Origin of the sequence: Azospirillum tabaci, assembly GCF_014596085.1 — a bacterium.
In the GTDB taxonomy this organism is placed as follows: Bacteria; Pseudomonadota; Alphaproteobacteria; order Azospirillales; family Azospirillaceae; genus Azospirillum; species Azospirillum tabaci.
Genome location: NZ_JACCJY010000027.1, coordinates 1 through 19015, shown reverse-complemented (window position 1 = coordinate 19015; position 19015 = coordinate 1). Strand labels below are relative to the sequence as shown.

Sequence of the window (19015 nt, the reverse complement as noted above, 5' to 3'; positions counted from 1 at the left end):
AAGGCGGCGTTCAAACGGAAGGTGTCCGGCGATGGAGAACCCCCTTTACATCGGATTGTCGAGGCAAGTGGCGTTGCGCCGGCAACTCGATGTCGTGGCGAACAACATCGCCAACATGAACACTGCGGGGTTCCGTGGCGAACGCATGCTGTTCGAAGCGGCAATGGAGCGCGGCGGCATGAAGCCGTCCGACAAGATCGCCTTCACCATCGACCGCGCCACCTACACCGACTTCACTGCCGGCAGCCTGAAGCCGACCGACAACCCCTACGACGTGGCGCTGGACGGCGACGGCTGGCTCCAGGTGCAGACGCCGGATGGCCCGCGCTACACCCGCGACGGGCGGATGCGGCGCGACGTGGACGGGCAGCTCGTGAACGCCAGCGGCTTCCCGTATCTGGACGACAACCAGCAGCCCATCGTCATCCCGGCCGACCGCAGCCGGATGGAGATCGGCACCGACGGGCTGGTCTCCGCCGACAACGAGATGATCGCCCGGCTGCGCGTCGTCCGCTTCGAGAGCCCGCAGGCGCTGGCCCAGACCGGCGACGTGCTGTTCGACGCCGGGGACGCCCAGCCTCTGCCGGCCCCCGACGCCCGGATCGTCCAGGGCAAGCTGGAGCAGTCCAACGTCCAGTCCATCGCCGAGATGTCGCGGATGATGGAGCTGACGCGCGACTACCAGTCGGTCACCCGCATGATGGACGACGGGCAGGACCTGCTGCGCTCCGCCATTAACCGCCTCGGCAAATCCGCTTAATTCAGGAGATTGCGTCCATGCGCGTGCTCAGCATCGCTTCGACCGGCATGATGGCCCAGCAGTTGAACGTCGAGGTCATCTCCAACAACATCGCCAACATCAACACCACCGCCTTCAAGCGCGGGCGCGCCGAGTTCCAGGACCTGATGTACCAGTCGGAACGGCGCCAGGGCAGCCAGTCCACCGACGCCGGCACCATCATCCCGACCGGCATCGAGGTCGGCCTCGGCGTGCGTCCGGGGGCGGTCAACCGCATCAACACGACCGGCAACCTGACCTCCACCGGGAACGAACTGGACCTCGCCATCGAGGGGCGCGGCTACTTCAACATCCGCATGCCGGCGGGCGAGACCGCCTACACCCGCGCCGGAGGCTTCAAGCTGTCGCCGGAAGGGACCATCGTGACCAGCGACGGCCACCCGGTGCTGCCGGAGGTCACCGTGCCGCAGGGCACGCGGGAGATCGCCGTGAACGCGTCGGGCGAGGTGCAGGCCTTCGTCGACGGGCAGACCCGCCCACGCGTGCTGGGCCAGCTCGTGATGACTGTCTTCGTCAACGAATCCGGGCTGGAGGCGATGGGCGACAACCTCTACCGCGCCACCCCCGCCTCGGGCGAGCCGCAGGACGGCACCGGCGGGCAGGCGGGCTTCGGCACCATCCGGCAGAAGTACCTGGAATCCTCCAACGTCAACGTCGTCCAGGAGATCACCGAACTCATCTCCGCCCAGCGCGCCTACGAGATGAACGCGAAGGTGGTCGAGGCCGGCGACCAGATGGCCTCCACCCTCTCCAACATGCGGTGACCGCCATGCGGCGTTCCGTTCGGCGTCTCACCGGCCTCGCGCTGGCTCTGCACCTGCTCTGCGCGCCCGCCCAGGCGGCCTATCTCTCCGACGGCGAGGGCGCCGTGGAGGCGCTGCTGGCGCAGGAGCTGGCGGCCTCGCTCGGCCCGGCGGTGCCGCCGGACGCGCGGGTGTCGGTGGTGTTGACCGTGCCCTTCTCCGGCCCGGTGGAGGCGGTGCGCGACTTGTCCTACGACCCGCGCGGCGGCCTGATCCGCGCGCTGGTCAGCAGCGACGGGCGCATTCTGGAGATCAAGGCCAAGGCCGAGATCATGGTCGAGGTGCCGGTGCCGACGCGCCGCATCCTGCCCGGCGAGGTGATCGCCGACAGCGACCTGACCACCATCCCGATGCCGCTGGAGCGGCTGAACGGCGCCGTCGTCACCTCGCGCGACAGCTTGGCCGGGCTGGCCAGCCGCCGCCAACTCTCCGCCGGGCGGCTGATCCAGACCTCGGCGGTCGGCGCCCCGCTGGTGGTCCAGCGCAACAAGCCGGTCAGCCTCCTCTACGAGGACGGGCCGCTGCAATTGATGGCGCGCGGCCGCGCCCTGCAGGACGGAGGGGTGGGGGAGCTGGTGCGGGTGATGAACGTCGCCAGCAACATCGTCGTCACCGGCACCATCACCGGTCCGCAGACCGTCACCGTCACAGGGCCGCCGGACGCCATGCCGGCCAATGCGGCTCCCGCAAAATTCTGAGTCCAGTCACCCGAGTCCAGTCAAGGACACCACCGCCATGCGCACCCTCCCGCCCCGCACCTTGGTTCCGTTCCTCGCCCTGACGGTGGCGCTCGCCGGCTGCGGGCGGCTGGCCGACGTGGGGCAGGCGCCGCGCCTGTCGGAGATCTCCAACCCCGCCATGGCGCCGGAGGCGCGCGTCATCTCCATGCCGATGCCACGCCCCAACACCAACGAGCAGGTGCCGAGTTCGCTGTGGCGCACCGGGTCCCGCGACTTCTTCCGCGACCCGCGGGCCAAGCAGGTGGGCGATCTGCTGACCGTCATCATCAACATCGCCGACCAGGCGCAGCTGCAGAACCAGACGCAGCGCCAGCGCTCCAACGCCGAGTCGGCGGGCTTGCCGAACTTTTTCGGGCTGGAGTCGCGGCTGCCCGCCGTGCTGCCCGACGCGGTGGATCCGTCCAGCCTCGTCGACATGGACAGCTCCTCCTCCTCCTCCGGCACCGGGACCATCCAGCGCAACGAGCGCATCGCCATGCGCGCTGCGGCGGTGGTGACCGAGGTGCTGCCCAACGGCAATTTCGTGATCGCCGGTCGGCAGGAGGTGCGGGTGAACTACGAACTGCGCGAGATGCGCATCGCCGGGGTCATCCGGCCCGAGGACATCACCAACGTGAACACCATCGACTACGACAAGATCGCCGAGGCGCGGATCACCTACGGCGGGCGCGGCCAGATCACCGACGTCCAGCAGCCGCGCTACGGGCAGCAGGTCTTCGACATCATCATGCCCTTCTGAGCGGGGGGAGACGCGACCATGGCGGACCGCCCCGGACCCAGCCGATACTCGGTCTTCGTGCTCTGCGCCGCCCTGGCGGCGGCGGTGGGCTACGGCATCGGGCGCCTGCAGCTGACGCTCGGCGTCGAGGAGAAGGCCGTGGAGCAGACGGCCGGCGCCGGGCCGGACCTGCCCACCGACGGCCCCGGCCCCTTCTACGTGGAGGTCGGGCAATTGATGGTGCCGGTGCTGGTAGAAGGCCGCACCAACGCCTTCATCCTGACCCAGATCACCTTGCAGACCGGCAGCATCGATCAGGCCAACCTGCTGCGCCGCCATCTGCCCCACGCCCGCAACGCCCTGCTTCAGGCCCTGTTCGGCATGGCGGGAGCGGGCGCCTTCGACGGCCCGTCGGTCGATCCCGCCACCGTCGCCAAATCCCTGAAGCAGGCCGCCGCCGAACAGCTCGGCCCCGACCTCGTGCGCGGCGTGCTGATCGACCGCCTGATGCGCCAGGAAAACACCCGGCTGTAACCCTCCCAATCCCGGTTCGTTTCCGCAAAACCCCTCCCCCGCGCCCGGCGGGGGAGGGGTTTTGCGTTGACGTGCGGCAAAACGTCCAGAACGACGAAAGTACCGGTACTTAGGAACTGAGTCAGTACCGGCACTTGACCTCGGTCAAGCCACTCATGATGCGAAAGGATGAAGCTCCGCGGCGATACCGTTCGATCAATCCATGGGATCGCCATGAACGCGCCGCCCGCCCGCACCGCCGACACCGCCGCCCCGACCCGCCGCTTCGAGGGGCTGGTCTTCTTCGCTCTCTCCATCCTGATCTGGCCGTTCCTGGCGATCGGCATGGTCGGGGCCTACGGCTTCTCCGTCTGGATGTACCAGATCCTGTCCCACTCCGGCGGGATGTGAGGCGGCCATGCCCGAACTGCACATTTCCAGCCTCGTCATCCAGCACGCGCCCGACCGCACCGCCGCCCTGAAGGAGGTCGTCCGCGGGCTCGCCGGCGCCGATTGGCACGCGTCGGAGAACGGCAAGGCCATCGTCACGCTGGAAACCGCGACGGAGGCCGAGGTCCTGGACCGCATCGCCGACATCAACGCCATGGCGGGCGTCCACACCACCACGCTGGTCTACCACCACTACGAAGACGCCGAGCGCTGCGCGGAGCCGATGCCCGCCGACACCGCCCTCGTCCCCCACGCCCATTGACGTCCGTCCAAGAAAAGACGACCCGCCCCAGGAGGCACCCCCTATGTCCCTGACCCGCCGTGATTATCTGAAGGTCCAAGCCGCCGTGACCGCGGCGGCGGCGGCCGGTGTGAGCCTGCCGTCCGTCATCCAGCCCGCCGAGGCCGGCACCCTGACGGCCGGCGCCGACGCCAAGCTCACCTGGTCGAAGGCTCCCTGCCGCTTCTGCGGCACCGGCTGCGGCGTCATGGTCGGCGTGAAGGAGGGGCGCATCGTCGCCACCCACGGCGATGTGAAGGCCGAGGTCAACCGCGGCCTGAACTGCGTGAAGGGCTATTTCCTGTCCAAGATCATGTACGGCGAGGACCGGCTGACCCAGCCGCTGCTGCGCATGAAGGACGGCCAGTTCCACAAGGAAGGCGAATTCACCCCGATCAGCTGGGACCAGGCCTTCGACATCATGGCCACCAAGTGGAAGGAGACCCTGAAGAAGAAGGGTCCGACCGCGGTGGGCATGTTCGGCTCCGGCCAGTGGACGATCATGGAAGGCTACGCCGCCTCCAAGTTCATGAAGGCGGGCCTGCGCTCCAACAACCTGGACCCCAACGCCCGCCACTGCATGGCGTCGGCGGTGGTCGGCTTCATGCGCACCTTCGGCATGGACGAGCCGATGGGCTGCTACGACGACATGGAGCAGGCCGACGCCTTCGTGCTGTGGGGCTCCAACATGGCGGAGATGCACCCCATCCTGTGGACCCGCGTCACCGACCGCCGGCTGACCCATGAGGGCTGCAAGGTCGCCGTCCTGTCCACCTACGAGCACCGCAGCTTCGACCTCGCCGACATCGGTCTGGTCTTCACGCCGCAGTCCGATCTGGCGATCCTCAACTACATCGCCAACCACATCATCAAGACGGGCCGGGTGAACCAGGAGTTCATCGCCAAGCACGTCAACTTCAAGCGCGGCCGCGACGACATCGGCTACGGCCTGCGGCCCGAGCATCCGCTGGAGCAGAAGGCGAAGAACGTCGCCAAGGCCAACGAGTCCGACCCGATCTCCTTCGAGGAGTTCGCCAAGTTCGTCGAGCCCTACACGCTGGAGAAGGCGCACGAGCTGTCGGGCGTGCCGAAGAATCGGCTGGAGGCGCTGGCCGAGCTGTACGCCGACCCGAAGGTGAAGGTCATGTCCTTCTGGACCATGGGCTTCAACCAGCACACCCGCGGCGTCTGGGCCAACAACCTCGTCTACAACATCCATCTGCTGACCGGGAAGATCAGCCAGCCGGGCTGCGGCCCCTTCTCGCTGACCGGCCAGCCGTCGGCTTGCGGCACGGCGCGCGAGGTCGGCACCTTCGCCCACCGGCTGCCCGCCGACATGGTGGTCACCAACCCGGAGCACCGGCACCACGCCGAGGAAATCTGGAAGCTGCCGGACGGCACGATCCCGGACAAGGTCGGCTACCACGCCGTCCAGCAGGACCGCATGCTGAAGGACGGTAAGCTCAACGCCTACTGGGTCCAGTGCAACAACAACATGCAGACGGCGCCGAACACGGCGAACGAGACCTACCAGGGCTACCGGAACCCGGAAAATTTCATCGTCGTGTCGGACGCCTACCCGACGGTGACGGCGCTCGCCGCCGACCTGATCCTGCCGACCGCCATGTGGGTGGAGAAGGAAGGCGGCTACGGCAACGCCGAACGCCGCACCCAGGTCTGGCACCAGCTCGTCGGCGCGCCCGGCGAGGCGCGCTCCGACCTCTGGCAGATCATCGAGTTCTCCAAGCGCTTCAAGATCGAGGAGGTGTGGCCGGAGGAGCTGATCGCCAAGAAGCCGGAGGTCCGCGGCAAGACCCTGTACGACGTGCTGTACTGCAACGGCCAGGTCAACGCCTTCCCGCTGTCCGATTGCGACCCGGCCTATGAGAACCGCGAGTCGCAGGCCTTCGGCTTCTACGTCCAGAAGGGCCTGTTCGAGGAATACGCCGCCTTCGGGCGCGGCCACGGCCACGACCTCGCTCCCTACGACCTGTACCACCAGGAGCGCGGCCTGCGCTGGCCGGTGGTGAACGGCAAGGAGACGAAGTGGCGCTACCGCGAGGGCTTCGATCCCTACGTCCCGGCGGGCGAGGGCGTGCGCTTCTACGGCAACAAGGACGGCAAGGCGAACATCTTCGCGCTGCCCTATGAGCCGGCGGCGGAATCGCCCGACAAGGACTATCCGTTCTGGCTCTGCACCGGCCGCGTGGTCGAGCATTGGCACTCCGGCTCCATGACGCTGCGCGTTCCGGAGCTGCGCAAGGCCTTCCCCAACGCCGTCGTCTTCATCCATCCCGACGACGCCAAGGACCTGAACCTGCGGCGCGGGCAGGAGGTGCGCATCGCCTCCCGCCGTGGCGAGGTGCGGGTGCGGGTCGAGACGCGGGGCCGCAACAAGCCGCCGCGGGGCCTCGTCTTCGTCCCCTTCTTCGACCACACGGTGCTCATCAACAAGGTGACGCTGGACGCCACCGACCCGCTGAGCAAGCAGACCGACTTCAAGAAATGCGCGGTCAAGATCATTCCTGTCGCGTGAGGAGCCCGTCCATGAAGACCCGCATCACCTTTGCCGCCCTCGCGCTGGCCGCGGCCATGCCGCTCCTGGTGTCCGGCGTGTTCGCCGCGGACGGGGCCGCCCCTGCGAAGGTTCCCTCCGGCCCGCACCCGATCACCCAGGAGATCCCCGCCGACCCGATGGCGAAGGAGATCACCGACGATCACAAGCGGGCGCGGAACTACGCCGACCAGCCGCCGCTGATCCCGCACGCGATCCGCGACTACCAAATCGACCTGAACATCAACAAGTGCATGACCTGCCATGACCGCAAGAACACCGAGGGCTCTCAGGCCCCGATGATCTCGGTCACCCACTTCCAGGATCGCGACGGCCAGACGCTGGGCGCGGTCAGCCCGCGGCGCTACTTCTGCACGCAGTGCCACGTGCCGCAGACCGACGCCCAGCCGATCACCGGCAACCGCTTCCGCGATATCGACAGCATTCTGGCCGGTGGAAAGGAAGGCGCCAAATGAAGGGCCTTCTGAGCTTCGCCGGACGCTTCTGGCGCGTCTTCTCGCGGCCCAGCGTGCATTTCAGCCTGGGCTTCCTGACGCTGGGCGGCTTCCTAGCCGGCGTGATGTTCTGGGGCGGCTTCAACACCGCCCTGGAGGTCACCAACAAGGAGGCCTTCTGCATCTCCTGCCACGAGATGAAGAACAACCCCTATGAGGAGCTGAAACAGACCATCCACTTCACCAACCGCTCCGGCGTGCGCGCCACTTGCCCGGACTGCCACGTCCCGCACGACTGGACGCACAAGATCGGCCGCAAGATGCAGGCGTCGAAGGAGGTCTGGGGCAAGATCTTCGGCACCATCGACACCCGCGAGAAGTTCCTCGACAAGCGGTTGGAGCTGGCCACCCACGAATGGGACCGGCTGAAATCCAACAACTCCCTGGAATGCCGCAACTGCCACAGCGCGGAATCCATGGACATCACCCGCCAGAACCCGCGGGCGGCCAAGATGCACGAGACCTACCTGTTCACCGGCGAGCGGACCTGCATCGACTGCCACAAGGGCATCGCCCACCGGCTTCCCGACATGAAGGGCGTCGAGCCCGGCTGGACCGGAACCGTGTCGGCGAAGTGAAACGTCGGTTCACAACGAAAAGCCCCTTCTTCCAAGACCGGAAGAAGGGGCTTTTCGTTTGTTGAAGACGGATTTTACGACGCGGACAGGATGTCCGTGCCCTTCACGACGGCACCGCCCTTCAGGACGAACTCCGTCTCGCCGTTGACACTGCGCACCTCCTTCACCGTGTCGGTCGTCACAGTGGCGGTGGTCAGGGACTTGCCCGCCTTGTCCTTCGCCGTCACGCGCACGAGGTAGGTGCCGTCCGCGGCGGTGGCGCCGTCGCTGCGCTTGCCGTCCCAGGTGAAGGTCTGCCGGCCGGTCTTCGAACTGCCGGGGGCGCTGTAGATCACCTGCCCGGCGTCGTTCACCACCTCGATCTTCACCGACGCGGCGGCGCCGTCGATGGCGTAGGCCATTTCCGCCTTGCCCTCCGACAGGCTGATGCGGTCCGAGGCAGCCTCCACCTTGCGGCCCAGATAAGCCATGTCCAGCCGCATGCCGCTGTTCTTCAGCGTGTCCAGCACCTGCCCCAGCGTCTCGTTCGTCCGCACGCCCTGCTCCACGGTGGAGAGCTGGGCGAGCTGTGTCATGAACTGGGTGGCGTCCATGGGCGACAGCGGGTCCTGGTTGCGCAGCTGCGCGGTCAGCAGCTTCAGGAACGCTTCGTAATCCACCGTCTGCTTCTTCGCGGCGGCGGAGGGAGGTGTGGTGGCCGTGTTGGTGGCCGCGGTCGTGGTCATGGCGGGTCCTTGCGGCTAGACGGAGATGTCGACGAGGCCGTCGATGGGGCGGGCGGCGCGTTCGGGTGGCAGGGCGCCGGAGGATTCGGCGAGGCGGATCGCCCGTCCGGGGCCGTCCTGGCGTCCGCCCGTCCCGTCGCCCTGGCCGGAGAAGGCGAAGCCGCGCGGCTCGCCGTCGCCGCGCAGCGAGAAGTTCAGGGTGCCGCCGTCCAGCTCGAACCCGGCGTCGGACAGGGCGCGCTCCAGATGATGGATGTCCCGGCGCAGCAGGGCCAGCGTCTCCGGGCTTTCGGCCTGGACATGCAGGGCGACGCGGGCACCGCTCAGCTCGGCGACGACGCGGACGGGGCCAAGCTCCTCCGGCTTCAGGTCGATGTGGAACTCGCCGCCGCCCGCCTCGACGACGCGCACCAGCTGGCCCGCCACCTGGGCGGCGGGCAGCCGCGCCGCGGCGCTCTCGCCGGGATGCGCCGCGTAATGGGCCGCCGCGTGCGCCGCCGGCGGGGCGAGGGCGGAGGGCAGCGGCGCCGCGCCGACGGGGTCGGTCGTTGACGAGAGCGCCGACAAGGCTTCCGGTCCGGGAGGGTTGCCGCGGCCTTGCCCCTGTCCCTGGCCCGGATTCTGGCCGGTGCCGCCGTTGGACGCGGCGTTGCCGCCCGCCTGGGCCATCGCCTGCTGAAGCTGGGGGGAGGGAGCCTGCGTCGCGTCGCCCTTGGCGGGCGTCGCGGGATCCTTGGTTTGGAACAGCGGGGCCGAGTCCGGTTTGGGGCCGGAAGCCGGCAGAGGAATGGACGGGACGGCGGGTGCCGCGGAGTCGGATACGGCCTGCGGTGGCGTCCCGTCCGGCTTGGCGTCCGGGGGCGCCGCGGCGGTGGGCGCCGTGGGCAGCGACGCGGCCGGTTGCGGCGGACCGGGTTGGGCTGGAACCGGCGGCTGGGGTGCTGCGGCGGTTTCCGCCGGGGGAGCCGTGACGGGTGGCACCACGGGCATGCCGCTGGTCGAAGGCACGGACTCCGGCAAGGCCCCGTCCGCCGCGATGCCCGGCGCTGTGGCGGGCGGCGGAGCGGTCAACAGCGGCAGGAGCGCCGCCAGGGCGGCGTCGGCGCCGGCCGGCGCGCCACCGGTCTGGGCGGAGGAGTCCGCTTGCTCACCGTCCGCATTGGCGTCGCCTTGCCCCGCCGCGTCGTCCAGCAGGTCGGCGAAGGGCGTGCCGGGCGCCTCGCGCTCGCCCGGCGCGCCGGGAGACGGCGCCGCCGTTCCCTCCGCGGGACGAGTGGGGCGGGGCGGCGGGGCGGCGATGACGTCGGGAAGGCTGGGCATGATGTCTCTTGGTGAGAGAACCGCGTGTCTGGCAGCCGGGGCCGGGTTCAGTTCGTCGGCGTCTGCATCAGGCGGACGGGCAGCGGGGCGGGCGGCGGCGGGCGGTCGCCGGGCAGGGCGCGCCGTTGCAGGACGAGGCGGGTGACCTCGCGCGCCTTGGCATCCTCCAGCTCCGCGATGATGGGGGCGGAGCGGCGCTCGGCCATGCGGTCCAGCACGTCGATGATGATGTCGGTTTCCAGGTCGTTGAAGATGCGCGCGGCGTCGCGCGGCTTCATCGTCTCGTAGATCGTCACCATGCGCTTCAGATCCTCCTGCTGGAGGTTGGAGCGCTGCTGCATCAGCGCTTCCACGTCGCGCTTGATGGCGCTCAGCTTCTGGATCTGGGCGGTCGCACGGGTCTCGGCGGCGGCCAGCACCGCTTCCGCCTCGCCGAGATGGCGGGTGCGGGCGGTCACGTCGGCCTTCTGCTCCGCGATGGCGGCGCGCAGGGCCGGGTCGGTGCAGCTCGCCGCGGGCAGGGCGGCGTCCGCGGGCGGGGCCGCCGGCGTCATCGGCAGCGCCGCCATCGCCGGGCCTGCCGGGGCGGGCGTCGGGGCAGCCGGGGTTTCCCCGGAGGAGGACTCCGCGCCGCCCTTCAGATCCTTGGCCCAGGGGCGCTCATGCTTGCCGAACTCGCGGTCGAACTGCTGGGCGACCACCGGAAGCCCTTCCATCAGCGAGCCGAGCTTGAGCGGCAGCACCATCAGGATCGCCACCAGCGTGATGGGAAGTACGCGCAGCATGGCTCAGCGCTCCGGTCCGATGGCCCGCAGCCGGGCGTAGAAGGCGTTGGCGGCCTGCTGCCGCGCGCCTCCGGTTTCCACGGCAGACTCGGCGGTCTCAGTGGCGGCCTCCGGGGCGTGCGGCGGCTCCTCCGCCGGGCGTGCGGCGGCTCCGGCCAGCGCGGCGACGCGCATCGGGCGGAAGCCGTCCTCGTCATCAGGCGCGTCGATGTCCGGCGTGGGAGCGGCGTTCGCGGGGGCGGGCACCGGATCCGTGACGGTGGCGAGCGGCGGGACCGGGCGGGGCCGCGGGCGCGGCGCCGGGCCGTCCTCCAGCCGGCGGACCAGGGCGCGGGCCTCCTGCACCGACGCCTCGATGCGCTTGGACGCCCGCTCGCAGGAGCCGAGCACCAGGGCCGCCTCCTCGGTCACGCCCTTGGCGCGGTCGAGTCCGTCGGACAGCTTGGCCGAGGCCTCCGTCGCGGCGGCGACCAGCCGCTGCACCGAGGCCTCCGTCTCGTCGATGGTCTTGGAGAAGGTGCCGATCAGCGCGCCGATCTCGGCCTGGCTGGAGCGCATCACCTTCAGCCGCTTGTTGACGATCACCAGGAACACCGTGGCGGTGACGAGCATGATCGCCAGAACGGCGTCAATGAGGAATGAGACCATCGATCAGCTCCTGCTTGGTCTCCAGGTCGGTGTCGATCTTGACGGAGATGTTGCCGTTGCGCTGGCCCATGTGGCCGGCGAAGAGGGGGGTGGTCTTGCTTTGCAGCACCACCGGCGCGTCGGGGTCGATGCGCAGCTTCAGCGAGGTGCCCTTTTCCCAGTTCAGCACCTCGCCCAGCGAGACCTGCGTCTGCTGCAGCACCGCGACGAGGTCCAGCTTGGCCCGCATCAGCTCGGCCTTCAGGTGGCTTTCCCACACCGTGTCGTGGCCGAACTTCTCGCCCATGAAGGTCTGCACGAGCTTGCCGCGCACCGGCTCCAGCGTGGCGTAGGGGATGACCACCTCGGCGTGGCCGACGCGGCGCTCCACCTCCACCGCGATGCGCACGCGGATCACCGCGTTGGTGGCGCGGGTGATGGTGGCAAATTGCGGGTTCGTCTCCAGCCGGTCGAAGGTGAAGTCGATGGGCGTGATCGGGTCGAAGGACTGGCTGAGGTCCTGGAGGATGACCCGGATGAGCCGCTCGGTGATCTTGCGCTCAATGGAGGTGTAGGTGCGCCCGTCGATGCGCCGGGCGCGGCTGCGCCGTCCGCCCAGCAGCACGTCCATCATGCAGTAGATCAGTGCGCTGTCGACCGACACGACGATGTGGTTGTCCCACTGCTCCGCCCGCGCGACGCCGACCAGGGCCGGAAGCTCGATGGTGTCGAGGAACTCGTTGTAGCGCAGCCAGTCGATGCGCAGCAGGCTGGCCTCCACGCTGGTCGAGGAGAACTGGCGCAGCGACGTGTTCAGCAGCCGGACCATGCGGTCGAAGACCACGTCCAGCATCGGCAGCCGGTCCTTGTTGACCGTCGTCGTGCTGATCAGCCGCTCGATGGCGCGGGTCTGCCCGGCGGATTCCGTCTGCGGCCCGACCGCGAAGTTCAGCAGGCGGTCGATTTCCTCCTGGCTCAGCTCCTTGGTGTCGGCCATCAGGGTGGCGGTCTCGGACCCGCCGGAATCGCCGTCCAGGCCCCAGTCCAGATCGTCCCCGGAACCGTCGCCATGGCCGCCGCCATGCTCGCCGTCGTCGTCCGTGTCGATGGGAGTGCTCATCCGTTCCTCTGGGTCGGCTATTGGGTGAGAAGGCTGCGCAGCAGGACGTCGGACACCGTGTCCGGGCCGAGGATCAGGTTGAAGCGGCGGCGCAACTCCCCGCGCAGCCGCAGCAGACCGGCGGAGCCGCGCAGGTCGTGCTGGTCGATGTTGCGCAGGAACTCCTGCTGGGCGTTGACGAGATGGGGCATCGCCTGCTCCACCCGCCCGCGGTCCTTGGGCGCCAGCGCCAGCGTCACCCCGATCTTCATGAAGCGCGACGGCGTATCGGGGCGCAGGTTCACCAGCAGCTCCGGCATGTCGAGCGTCGCCTGGGCCGGCTCGGCGATGGGCGTGCCTTCGAAGAGCCGCGCCACCCCGTCCGGCCCGACGGCCATCCAGTAGCCGCCGAACCCGGCCGCGGCGACGCCGCACAGGGCGGCCGCGCCGATCGCCAGCCGGGCCAGCGGCAGCACGATGACGTACATCCGCTGCCGGCCCGGCGTTCCCGTCCTTGCCTTTCCAGCATCTGTATTCATCGCGGCCGGCGCCTCCAAAATACCGAAAATTTGAGATACTGTTTTAAACGATCAAGTTTTAGCGACTTCCTTCCGGTCAATCTTCGCGGCTTTTACTCCGCTTAAAAGTCATCCCGGTAGGTTGTGAAGGCTCACGGGGTGAACATTACGGTCCCCGCTTTTCGGAAACTTTAAAGGTGCGGGTGTCGTGACGGGACTGATCGACAATCTGCGGACGCTTGGGCGCACGCGCCTTCTGGTGCTGGCCGGCACGGGTGTCGGCATCGTCCTGGCGGTCGCCACCATGGCGGTTCTGCTGTCGCGGCCGCACATGACGCCGCTCTACACCGGGCTGGAGCCGGCGGAGGCCGGGCGCATCGTCAAGGCGGTGGAGGCCATGGGCGTGCCGGTGTCCGCCGCCTTCGACGGCACCGCCGTCCAGGTGCCGGAGGCCGAGGTGCCGCGGCTGCGCATGCTGCTGGCCGAGAAGGGCCTGCCGTCGCGCGGCGGCATCGGCTACGAGCTGTTCGACACCGACAAGCCGCTGGGCATCACCAGCTTCATGCAGCGGATGAACCGGCTGCGCGCCATGGAAGGCGAACTGGCCCGCACCATCGAGACGCTGTCCGGCATCGAGGCGGCGCGCGTCCACATCGTGCTTCCCGACCGCGAGGAGTTCTCGCGCGCCGCCCCCACCCCGACCGCCTCCATCGTGGTGCGCATGCGGGGGCGGGCGCCGCTGGAGCGGCGGCAGGCGTTGTCGATCCGCCACCTCGTCTCCGCCGCCGTGCCCAATCTGAAGCCGAGCGCCGTCACCGTGCTCGACGCCTCCGGCGAGGTGCTGCTGACCGAGGAGGACGGCGACGCCCGCTCCTCGGCGAAGGTGGACGGGCTGCGCGCCGGGCACGAGACGCGCATCTCCCGCGCCATCGAGCAGATGCTGGTGGCGCGGCTGGGGCAGGGTAATGTTCGCGTTCAGGTTGCTGTCGACGTCGAAACCAAGCGCGAGGTCGTGCGCAGCCAGAGCTTCGACCCGAACAGCCAGGTCGTCCGCTCCACCCAGACGGTGCAGGAGCAGGACCGCAGCCTGGACAGCACGGGCGAGCCGCCGGTCACCGCCGAGCAGAACCTGCCGCAGCGCGAGGTCCGCGCCCAGTCCCAGAACAACCGTTCCTCCTCCGACTCCAAGCGCCAGGAGGAGACGGTCAATTACGAGATTTCCAACGTCGCCCGCGAAACGGTGATCGAGCCGGGCGACATCCGCCGGGTCAGCGTCGCCGTGCTGGTCAACGGCACCTGGGCGACGGCGCAGGACGGCACGCGCAGCTACGAGGCCCGCTCGCCCGAGGAGCTGCAGCGGATCACCGAGCTGGTGCGCTCCGCCATGGGCTTCAGCGAGGCGCGCGGCGACCGGGTCACCGTCGACAACCTGGAGTTCGTCAACCTCGCCCCCGAACTGGGCGCCCGCGAGCCGATGGCGGAGATCGTCGACACGCTCAGCCGCAACGTGATGACGCTGATCCAGTGGGTGATCCTGCTGGTGCTCTGCGGGCTGCTGATCGTGCTGGGGCTGCGCCCGCTGATCCGCCGCGTCTTTCCGGCGCCGGAGCCGGTGGCGGCGGAAGCCGCCGCCCCGGCGCTGGCCGCGGGAGCGGCGATGCCGCAGCTCACCGGTCCGGCCATGGGCGGCGATCCCGCCATGCAGGCGGCCCAGCTCACCGACGCGGGCGAGCCGGTAACCGCGGCCCTGCCGGGCATCGAGGAGACGATGGACCAACTCATCGAGCTGCGCACGGTGGAGGGCCGCGTGCGCGCCTCCTCCATCCGCCGGCTGGGCGACATCGTCGACCAGTATCCCGATGAGGCAATCGACATCCTGCGCTCCTGGCTCTACGAGGAGGCGGTCTGATGGGCTACCCGCGCTACCGCTTCGACCTGCGCTTCGACAGCACGGCCCAGGCCGCAGCGCAGGCGGCGGCGGAGTTCGGCGTTGCTCCAGAGCCGGAGCCCACCGACCCACTCGACGAGATCGTCCATTCCGAACGCCATCTCCAGGCCGCCGTCTACGGCGCCGAAGTCCGCGCCTTCGCCGAGGGGGTGGAGCAGGGCCGGCGCGAGGGCGCGGCGGAGGCCGCAGCGCGCACCGACGCCGCTCTGGCGCAGGCGCTTTCCCACCTCGACGAGCAGCTGGCCGCCCTGGACGACCGCTTCGCCGACGCCCTGCGCGGGGTGGAGGCGCAGGGGTCGGCGGTGATGCTGGCGCTCGTCCGCCGCCTCGCCCCGGCGCTGCTGGAGCGGATTGGGGCGGCGGAGACCGAACGGCTCGCCGCGGACGCCCTGCGGCTGGCCGGCGGGTCGCCGCGATTGCGGCTGCGTGTCCATCCCGATCTGGCGGAGCCCGTCCGCGCCCGGCTGGCCGACCCGGACTCCCTTGGCTTCAAGGGCGCGCTGGAGGTCGTCGCCGACCCGTCCCTGCCGCCCGGCGGGCTCGACGCCGCCTGGGAAGCCGGGGGCCTGCGCTACGACCCCGCCGCGGTGGAGCGCGCCGTCGACGGCCTGTGCGACCGCGCGCTGGCCGCCCTGTCCACCGAACATGACCTCTTCACCGACACGGAAAGCACCGCATCATGGCCCCACTGAACCTCGACGTCCTGGAAGACGACGCCAAGCCCGCCGAGAAGGACGCCGCCGGCATCCCCGCCGCAGCGGTCGCCGGTGGCTCGATGAACGCCATCTACAACGTCCCGGTGGACGTGCAGGTCGTGCTCGGCCGCACCAGCATGCTGGTGGCGCAGCTCCTGAAGCTCGGCCGCGGCGCCGTGGTGGAGCTGGAGCGCAAGGTGGACGAGCCGGTGGAGGTCCTGGTGAACCACCGTCTGGTCGCCCGTGGCGAGGTGGTGATCGTGGAGGACCAGCGGCTGGGCGTCACGCTGACCGAGATCGTGCGCACCGATCTGGCCATCGATTGATCCGGCGTTGACCCCTCGGCACCGCATCCACTGGGTTCCCGCCATGATTCGACGCCTGCTTCCGTCCGCCCTGGCTCTCGCCCTCGCCGTGCTGCTTCCCGCGGCGGCCTGGGCGCAGGGCAGCGGGCTGGATCTGTCCTCCATCGGCAGCGCGCTCGGCAGCGCCACGGGGGAGAGCGGGTCGCTGTCCGGGCGCGTCATCCAGGGCATCGTCCTGCTGACGGTGCTCAGCGTGGCGCCCGGCCTGCTGGTCATGGCGACCTCCTTCACCCGGATCATCGTCGTGCTGTCGCTTCTGCGCTCGGCGCTGGGGCTCCAGCAGTCGCCGCCGAACATGGTGCTGATCAGCCTCGCCATGTTCCTGACCTTCCACATCATGGGGCCGGTCTTCGACGCGGCGTGGCAGGACGGGCTGCGCCCCATGCTGAACGAGCAGGTGACGCAGGAGCAGGGGCTGGAGCGGATGGTCGAGCCCTTCCGCAACTTCATGGCCTCCCAGGTGCGGGACAAGGACCTGTCGGCCTTCGCCGGCTTCTCCGGCAAGCCGGAGGCGGAGCAGCCGAAGACGGCGGCCACCGCCGACCTGCGCGTGCTGGTCCCGGCCTTCCTGCTGTCGGAACTGCGCCGCGCCTTCGAGATCGGCTTCCTGATCTTCCTGCCCTTCCTGGTGATCGACATGGTGGTGGCGGCGGTGCTGATGGCGATGGGCATGATGATGCTGCCGCCGGTGATGATCGCGCTGCCCTTCAAGATCATCTTCTTCGTGCTGACCGACGGCTGGTTCCTGATCGCCAACAGCCTGATCCGCTCCTATGGGGGAACCTGACGCGATGACCGAGCCCCGGCTGCTGCCCGCCGTTCCCTCCGCCGGCCTGTCGGCGCCGCCCGCCGCACCCCCCGCCGGGGCGTCGGGGATGGCCGACAGCGTGACCGCCTTCGCCAAGCGGCGCGGCGTCACGGTGGACGACGAGACGGCCGTCGTCACCCTCCTGAACGCGCTCGATCCGAACCCGCTGGTGCCGCACCGCATGGTGCTGGTCGCCGGCAGCGTCCTGGCGAACGTCTTCCGTCACGACCGCCTGCAGGGCGACCGCCCCCTGGAGCGGGATGACGACTCCGACCACCCCACCCTGACCGCCGACCGCTTCTTCTGAGGTGCCAGCATGGGCATGCCGATCAAGATCCGAGACAATTTCAAGAGCCTGAGCGGGTCGGAGAGGACCGCGGTGATCTTCCTGGCGCTGGGCGAGGAACGCGGCTCCCGCCTGATGGAGAAGCTCGACGACGACGAGATCCGCATGGTCAGCCGCGCCATGGCCAGCCTGGGCAACGTCACCTCCAACCTCGTCGAGGCGCTGCTGCGCAGCTTCACGGAGCGCTTCGCCAACACCGGTTCCGTCGTCGGCTCCTACGACAGCACGGAGCGCATGCTGTCCCGCTTCCTGCCCGACGACCGCGTGTCGGAGATCATGGGCGAGATCCGCGGCCCGGCCGGCCGCACCATGTGGGAGAAGATGTCCAACGTGAACGAGGGCGTGCTCGCCACCTATCTGGCGGGTGAGTACCCGCAGACGGCGGCGGTCATCCTGTCCCGCATGCGCAGCGACCACGCCGCCAAGGTGCTGCCGCTGCTGGCCCCGGCGCTGCGGCTGGAGGTGATCGAGCGGATGATCCAGATCGAATCCGTGCAGCGCGAGGTGCTGCTGGACATCGAATCCATTTTGCACAACGAGTTCATGGCCAACTACGCCCGCACCCACGGCGCCGACACGCACGAGCGGATGGCCGACATCTTCAACCGCATCGACCGCGACACCATGGCGGAGATCTTCACCGACCTGGACGCGGTGATGCCGGATTCGACCCACCGCATCCGCCAGCTCATGTTCACCTTCGAGGATCTGCTGCGGCTCGACCGCGTGTCGCTGCAGGCGGTGATCCGGCGCTGCGACACCGGCCAGCTCGCCATCGCGCTGAAGGGGGCGGAGGCGCTGCAGCGCGACCACTTCCTGTCCGTCCTGTCCGAACGCGCCCGCATGATCCTCCAGGACGAGATCGAGAACATGGGGCCGGTGCGCATGCGCGATGTGAACGAGGCGCAGGCGGAGATCGTGCAGGTCGCCAAGGCCATGGCCGACGACGGGGCGATCGTCCTTCCGCAATCGGACGAATCGGACGCCGTCGTTTACTGATGGGTATGCTCATGCCGGACGCGGTTGCCGAAGTCGGCCATCTGCTGGCGGTGGTGGAGGCGCTGGACCCGCGGGCGGCGCAGGAGCTGCGCGGCGGGCTGCCGCGCTGCGATTCCACCTTCGGACTCGGTCTGGCCTTCTTCCTGGCGGCGACCGCCAACGGCGCGCGGGCGTGGCTGGGGCCGAAGCGCTGCCGGTTGCTGGAGCAGCTCGATGGCGGTGCATTGCTGGACGATCTCGACATGGCGCTGGCGCCACGCCACCGCCGCACCGCCGACGGGCGGGAGTGGCGGGTGATGAGCATCCCGGTGATGGACGGCACGGCGGCGGGCGGATGCCGCGGTCTGCTCTGCGCCATTTCCGACGGGGCGGACCTCCAGACGGGAAGCGCTCTGGTCCTGCAGATGCGGCTGCCGGCGCTGGGGGCGGTGCAACTCGTCGCGGCGGGGGAGGGGCGGCGGTTCGACGTGACGCTGCAGACCGGCGGCGGCCTGTCCTCCGCCGCGCTGGCCGACATGCAGGACGGATTCGCCGGCGCCATGGGCGACGCGGGCCTGGGCGGCGACCTGACGGTGGGGCCGCTGGCCGGGGCTTGGCTGGACCTGGAAGAGGAGGCTCTCAGCGCGGACTGGTCGGGGTAGGGGCGCGCCAGGCCCCCACCTTCCCCCTCACCCCGCCAGCCGCGTCTCGCCAACCCCGCGCCCGAACGCCGCGTAGCCCGGCAACACCCGGCGCGCCGGCAGGGCCGGGGCAGGGTCCTCATGCTCGGGCGGGGCTTCGAACTTGTAGCCGCGTCCGTAGACGGTCTCGATGTAGCGGGCGCCGCCGGT

General features: G+C 69.5%; 23 protein-coding genes. 17 read left to right on the top strand and 6 right to left on the bottom strand.

All coding sequences use genetic code 11. The features are described 5' to 3' along the window. Positions 1–31: 31 nt before the first annotated feature. From flgF to H0B54_RS21890, 10 genes are all read left to right on the top strand, one after another. Positions 32–760, top strand: coding sequence for a flagellar basal-body rod protein FlgF (flgF, locus tag H0B54_RS21935; protein ID WP_188262097.1), 729 nt, complete (start codon positions 32–34; stop codon positions 758–760). A gap of 17 nt (positions 761–777) precedes the next feature. Beyond that, positions 778–1563 carry a flagellar basal-body rod protein FlgG gene (gene flgG / locus H0B54_RS21930; protein WP_094305780.1) on the top strand — a complete coding sequence of 262 codons (786 nt, stop codon included), beginning with the start codon at positions 778–780 and terminating at the stop codon, positions 1561–1563. Between the two features lie 5 nt (positions 1564–1568). Beyond that, positions 1569–2300, top strand: a complete 732-nt coding sequence (gene flgA / locus H0B54_RS21925) for a flagellar basal body P-ring formation chaperone FlgA (protein ID WP_211109488.1) — start codon at positions 1569–1571, stop codon at positions 2298–2300. Positions 2301–2337: 37 nt separating this feature from the next. Continuing rightward, positions 2338–3081, top strand: a complete 744-nt coding sequence (gene flgH, locus H0B54_RS21920) for a flagellar basal body L-ring protein FlgH (protein WP_188262095.1) — start codon at positions 2338–2340, stop codon at positions 3079–3081. A gap of 18 nt (positions 3082–3099) precedes the next feature. Beyond that, a complete protein-coding gene (locus H0B54_RS21915; RefSeq protein WP_188262094.1) occupies positions 3100–3594 on the top strand; it encodes a hypothetical protein in 495 nt (164 codons plus the stop codon). 213 nt (positions 3595–3807) lie between these two features. Beyond that, positions 3808–3984, top strand: a complete 177-nt coding sequence (locus H0B54_RS21910; RefSeq protein WP_188262093.1) for a periplasmic nitrate reductase, NapE protein — start codon at positions 3808–3810, stop codon at positions 3982–3984. Between the two features lie 7 nt (positions 3985–3991). After that, the gene (locus H0B54_RS21905; protein WP_188262092.1) at positions 3992–4285 is read left to right on the top strand and encodes a chaperone NapD; all 294 of its coding nucleotides are present in this window, start codon (positions 3992–3994) and stop codon (positions 4283–4285) included. A 43-nt stretch (positions 4286–4328) separates the two neighbouring features. After that, the gene (gene napA / locus H0B54_RS21900) at positions 4329–6839 is read left to right on the top strand and encodes a nitrate reductase catalytic subunit NapA (RefSeq protein WP_188262091.1); all 2511 of its coding nucleotides are present in this window, start codon (positions 4329–4331) and stop codon (positions 6837–6839) included. Between the two features lie 11 nt (positions 6840–6850). Continuing rightward, positions 6851–7333, top strand: a complete 483-nt coding sequence (locus tag H0B54_RS21895) for a nitrate reductase cytochrome c-type subunit (RefSeq protein ID WP_035682930.1) — start codon at positions 6851–6853, stop codon at positions 7331–7333. After that, positions 7330–7950 carry a NapC/NirT family cytochrome c gene (locus tag H0B54_RS21890; protein ID WP_014200142.1) on the top strand — a complete coding sequence of 207 codons (621 nt, stop codon included), beginning with the start codon at positions 7330–7332 and terminating at the stop codon, positions 7948–7950. Before H0B54_RS21895 ends, H0B54_RS21890 begins: the two co-directional genes overlap by 4 nt. Before the next feature lie 74 nt (positions 7951–8024). On the opposite strand, the gene H0B54_RS21885 is transcribed toward H0B54_RS21890, so the two are convergent. Genes H0B54_RS21885 through H0B54_RS21860 form a run of 6 tightly spaced genes read right to left on the bottom strand, consistent with a single transcriptional unit; the run spans position 8025 to position 12994 of the window. Beyond that, complete coding sequence (locus H0B54_RS21885) at positions 8025–8675, bottom strand: flagellar hook assembly protein FlgD (protein WP_188262090.1); 651 nt, start codon at positions 8673–8675, stop codon at positions 8025–8027. A gap of 15 nt (positions 8676–8690) precedes the next feature. Next, the gene (locus tag H0B54_RS21880; protein WP_188262089.1) at positions 8691–9995 is read right to left on the bottom strand and encodes a flagellar hook-length control protein FliK; all 1305 of its coding nucleotides are present in this window, start codon (positions 9993–9995) and stop codon (positions 8691–8693) included. Between the two features lie 47 nt (positions 9996–10042). Continuing rightward, on the bottom strand, positions 10043–10780 hold the full coding sequence (locus H0B54_RS21875; protein WP_188262088.1) for a MotE family protein: 738 nt from the start codon (positions 10778–10780) through the stop codon (positions 10043–10045). Positions 10781–10783: 3 nt separating this feature from the next. Then, complete coding sequence (locus H0B54_RS21870; RefSeq protein ID WP_188262087.1) at positions 10784–11428, bottom strand: DUF6468 domain-containing protein; 645 nt, start codon at positions 11426–11428, stop codon at positions 10784–10786. After that, entirely contained in the window at positions 11409–12527 is a 1119-nt protein-coding gene (gene fliM, locus H0B54_RS21865; RefSeq protein ID WP_188262086.1) for a flagellar motor switch protein FliM, read from the bottom strand. The genes H0B54_RS21870 and fliM overlap by 20 nt, the downstream gene beginning before the upstream one ends. A 17-nt stretch (positions 12528–12544) precedes the next feature. After that, complete coding sequence (locus H0B54_RS21860) at positions 12545–12994, bottom strand: flagellar basal body-associated FliL family protein (RefSeq protein ID WP_244947804.1); 450 nt, start codon at positions 12992–12994, stop codon at positions 12545–12547. A gap of 238 nt (positions 12995–13232) precedes the next feature. Between H0B54_RS21860 and fliF the strand changes: the two genes are divergently transcribed. From fliF to H0B54_RS21825, 7 genes are read left to right on the top strand one after another with little or no spacing between them, the layout of a single operon-like run. Continuing rightward, entirely contained in the window at positions 13233–14933 is a 1701-nt protein-coding gene (fliF, locus tag H0B54_RS21855; protein ID WP_188262085.1) for a flagellar basal-body MS-ring/collar protein FliF, read from the top strand. Continuing rightward, a complete protein-coding gene (locus tag H0B54_RS21850) occupies positions 14933–15664 on the top strand; it encodes a FliH/SctL family protein (protein WP_188262084.1) in 732 nt (243 codons plus the stop codon). The genes fliF and H0B54_RS21850 overlap by 1 nt, the downstream gene beginning before the upstream one ends. Continuing rightward, entirely contained in the window at positions 15652–15993 is a 342-nt protein-coding gene (gene fliN, locus H0B54_RS21845; RefSeq protein WP_094305794.1) for a flagellar motor switch protein FliN, read from the top strand. The genes H0B54_RS21850 and fliN overlap by 13 nt, the downstream gene beginning before the upstream one ends. 43 nt (positions 15994–16036) lie before the next feature. After that, positions 16037–16819 (top strand): flagellar type III secretion system pore protein FliP, encoded by a 783-nt coding sequence (gene fliP, locus H0B54_RS21840; RefSeq protein ID WP_188262083.1) that lies wholly within the window; start codon positions 16037–16039, stop codon positions 16817–16819. A gap of 4 nt (positions 16820–16823) precedes the next feature. Beyond that, complete coding sequence (locus tag H0B54_RS21835; RefSeq protein WP_246472682.1) at positions 16824–17147, top strand: hypothetical protein; 324 nt, start codon at positions 16824–16826, stop codon at positions 17145–17147. Positions 17148–17156: 9 nt separating this feature from the next. Continuing rightward, positions 17157–18185, top strand: coding sequence for a flagellar motor switch protein FliG (locus H0B54_RS21830; RefSeq protein WP_094305797.1), 1029 nt, complete (start codon positions 17157–17159; stop codon positions 18183–18185). A gap of 11 nt (positions 18186–18196) precedes the next feature. Next, the gene (locus tag H0B54_RS21825) at positions 18197–18826 is read left to right on the top strand and encodes a hypothetical protein (protein WP_246472681.1); all 630 of its coding nucleotides are present in this window, start codon (positions 18197–18199) and stop codon (positions 18824–18826) included. The last annotated feature ends 189 nt before the right edge of the window (positions 18827–19015 follow it).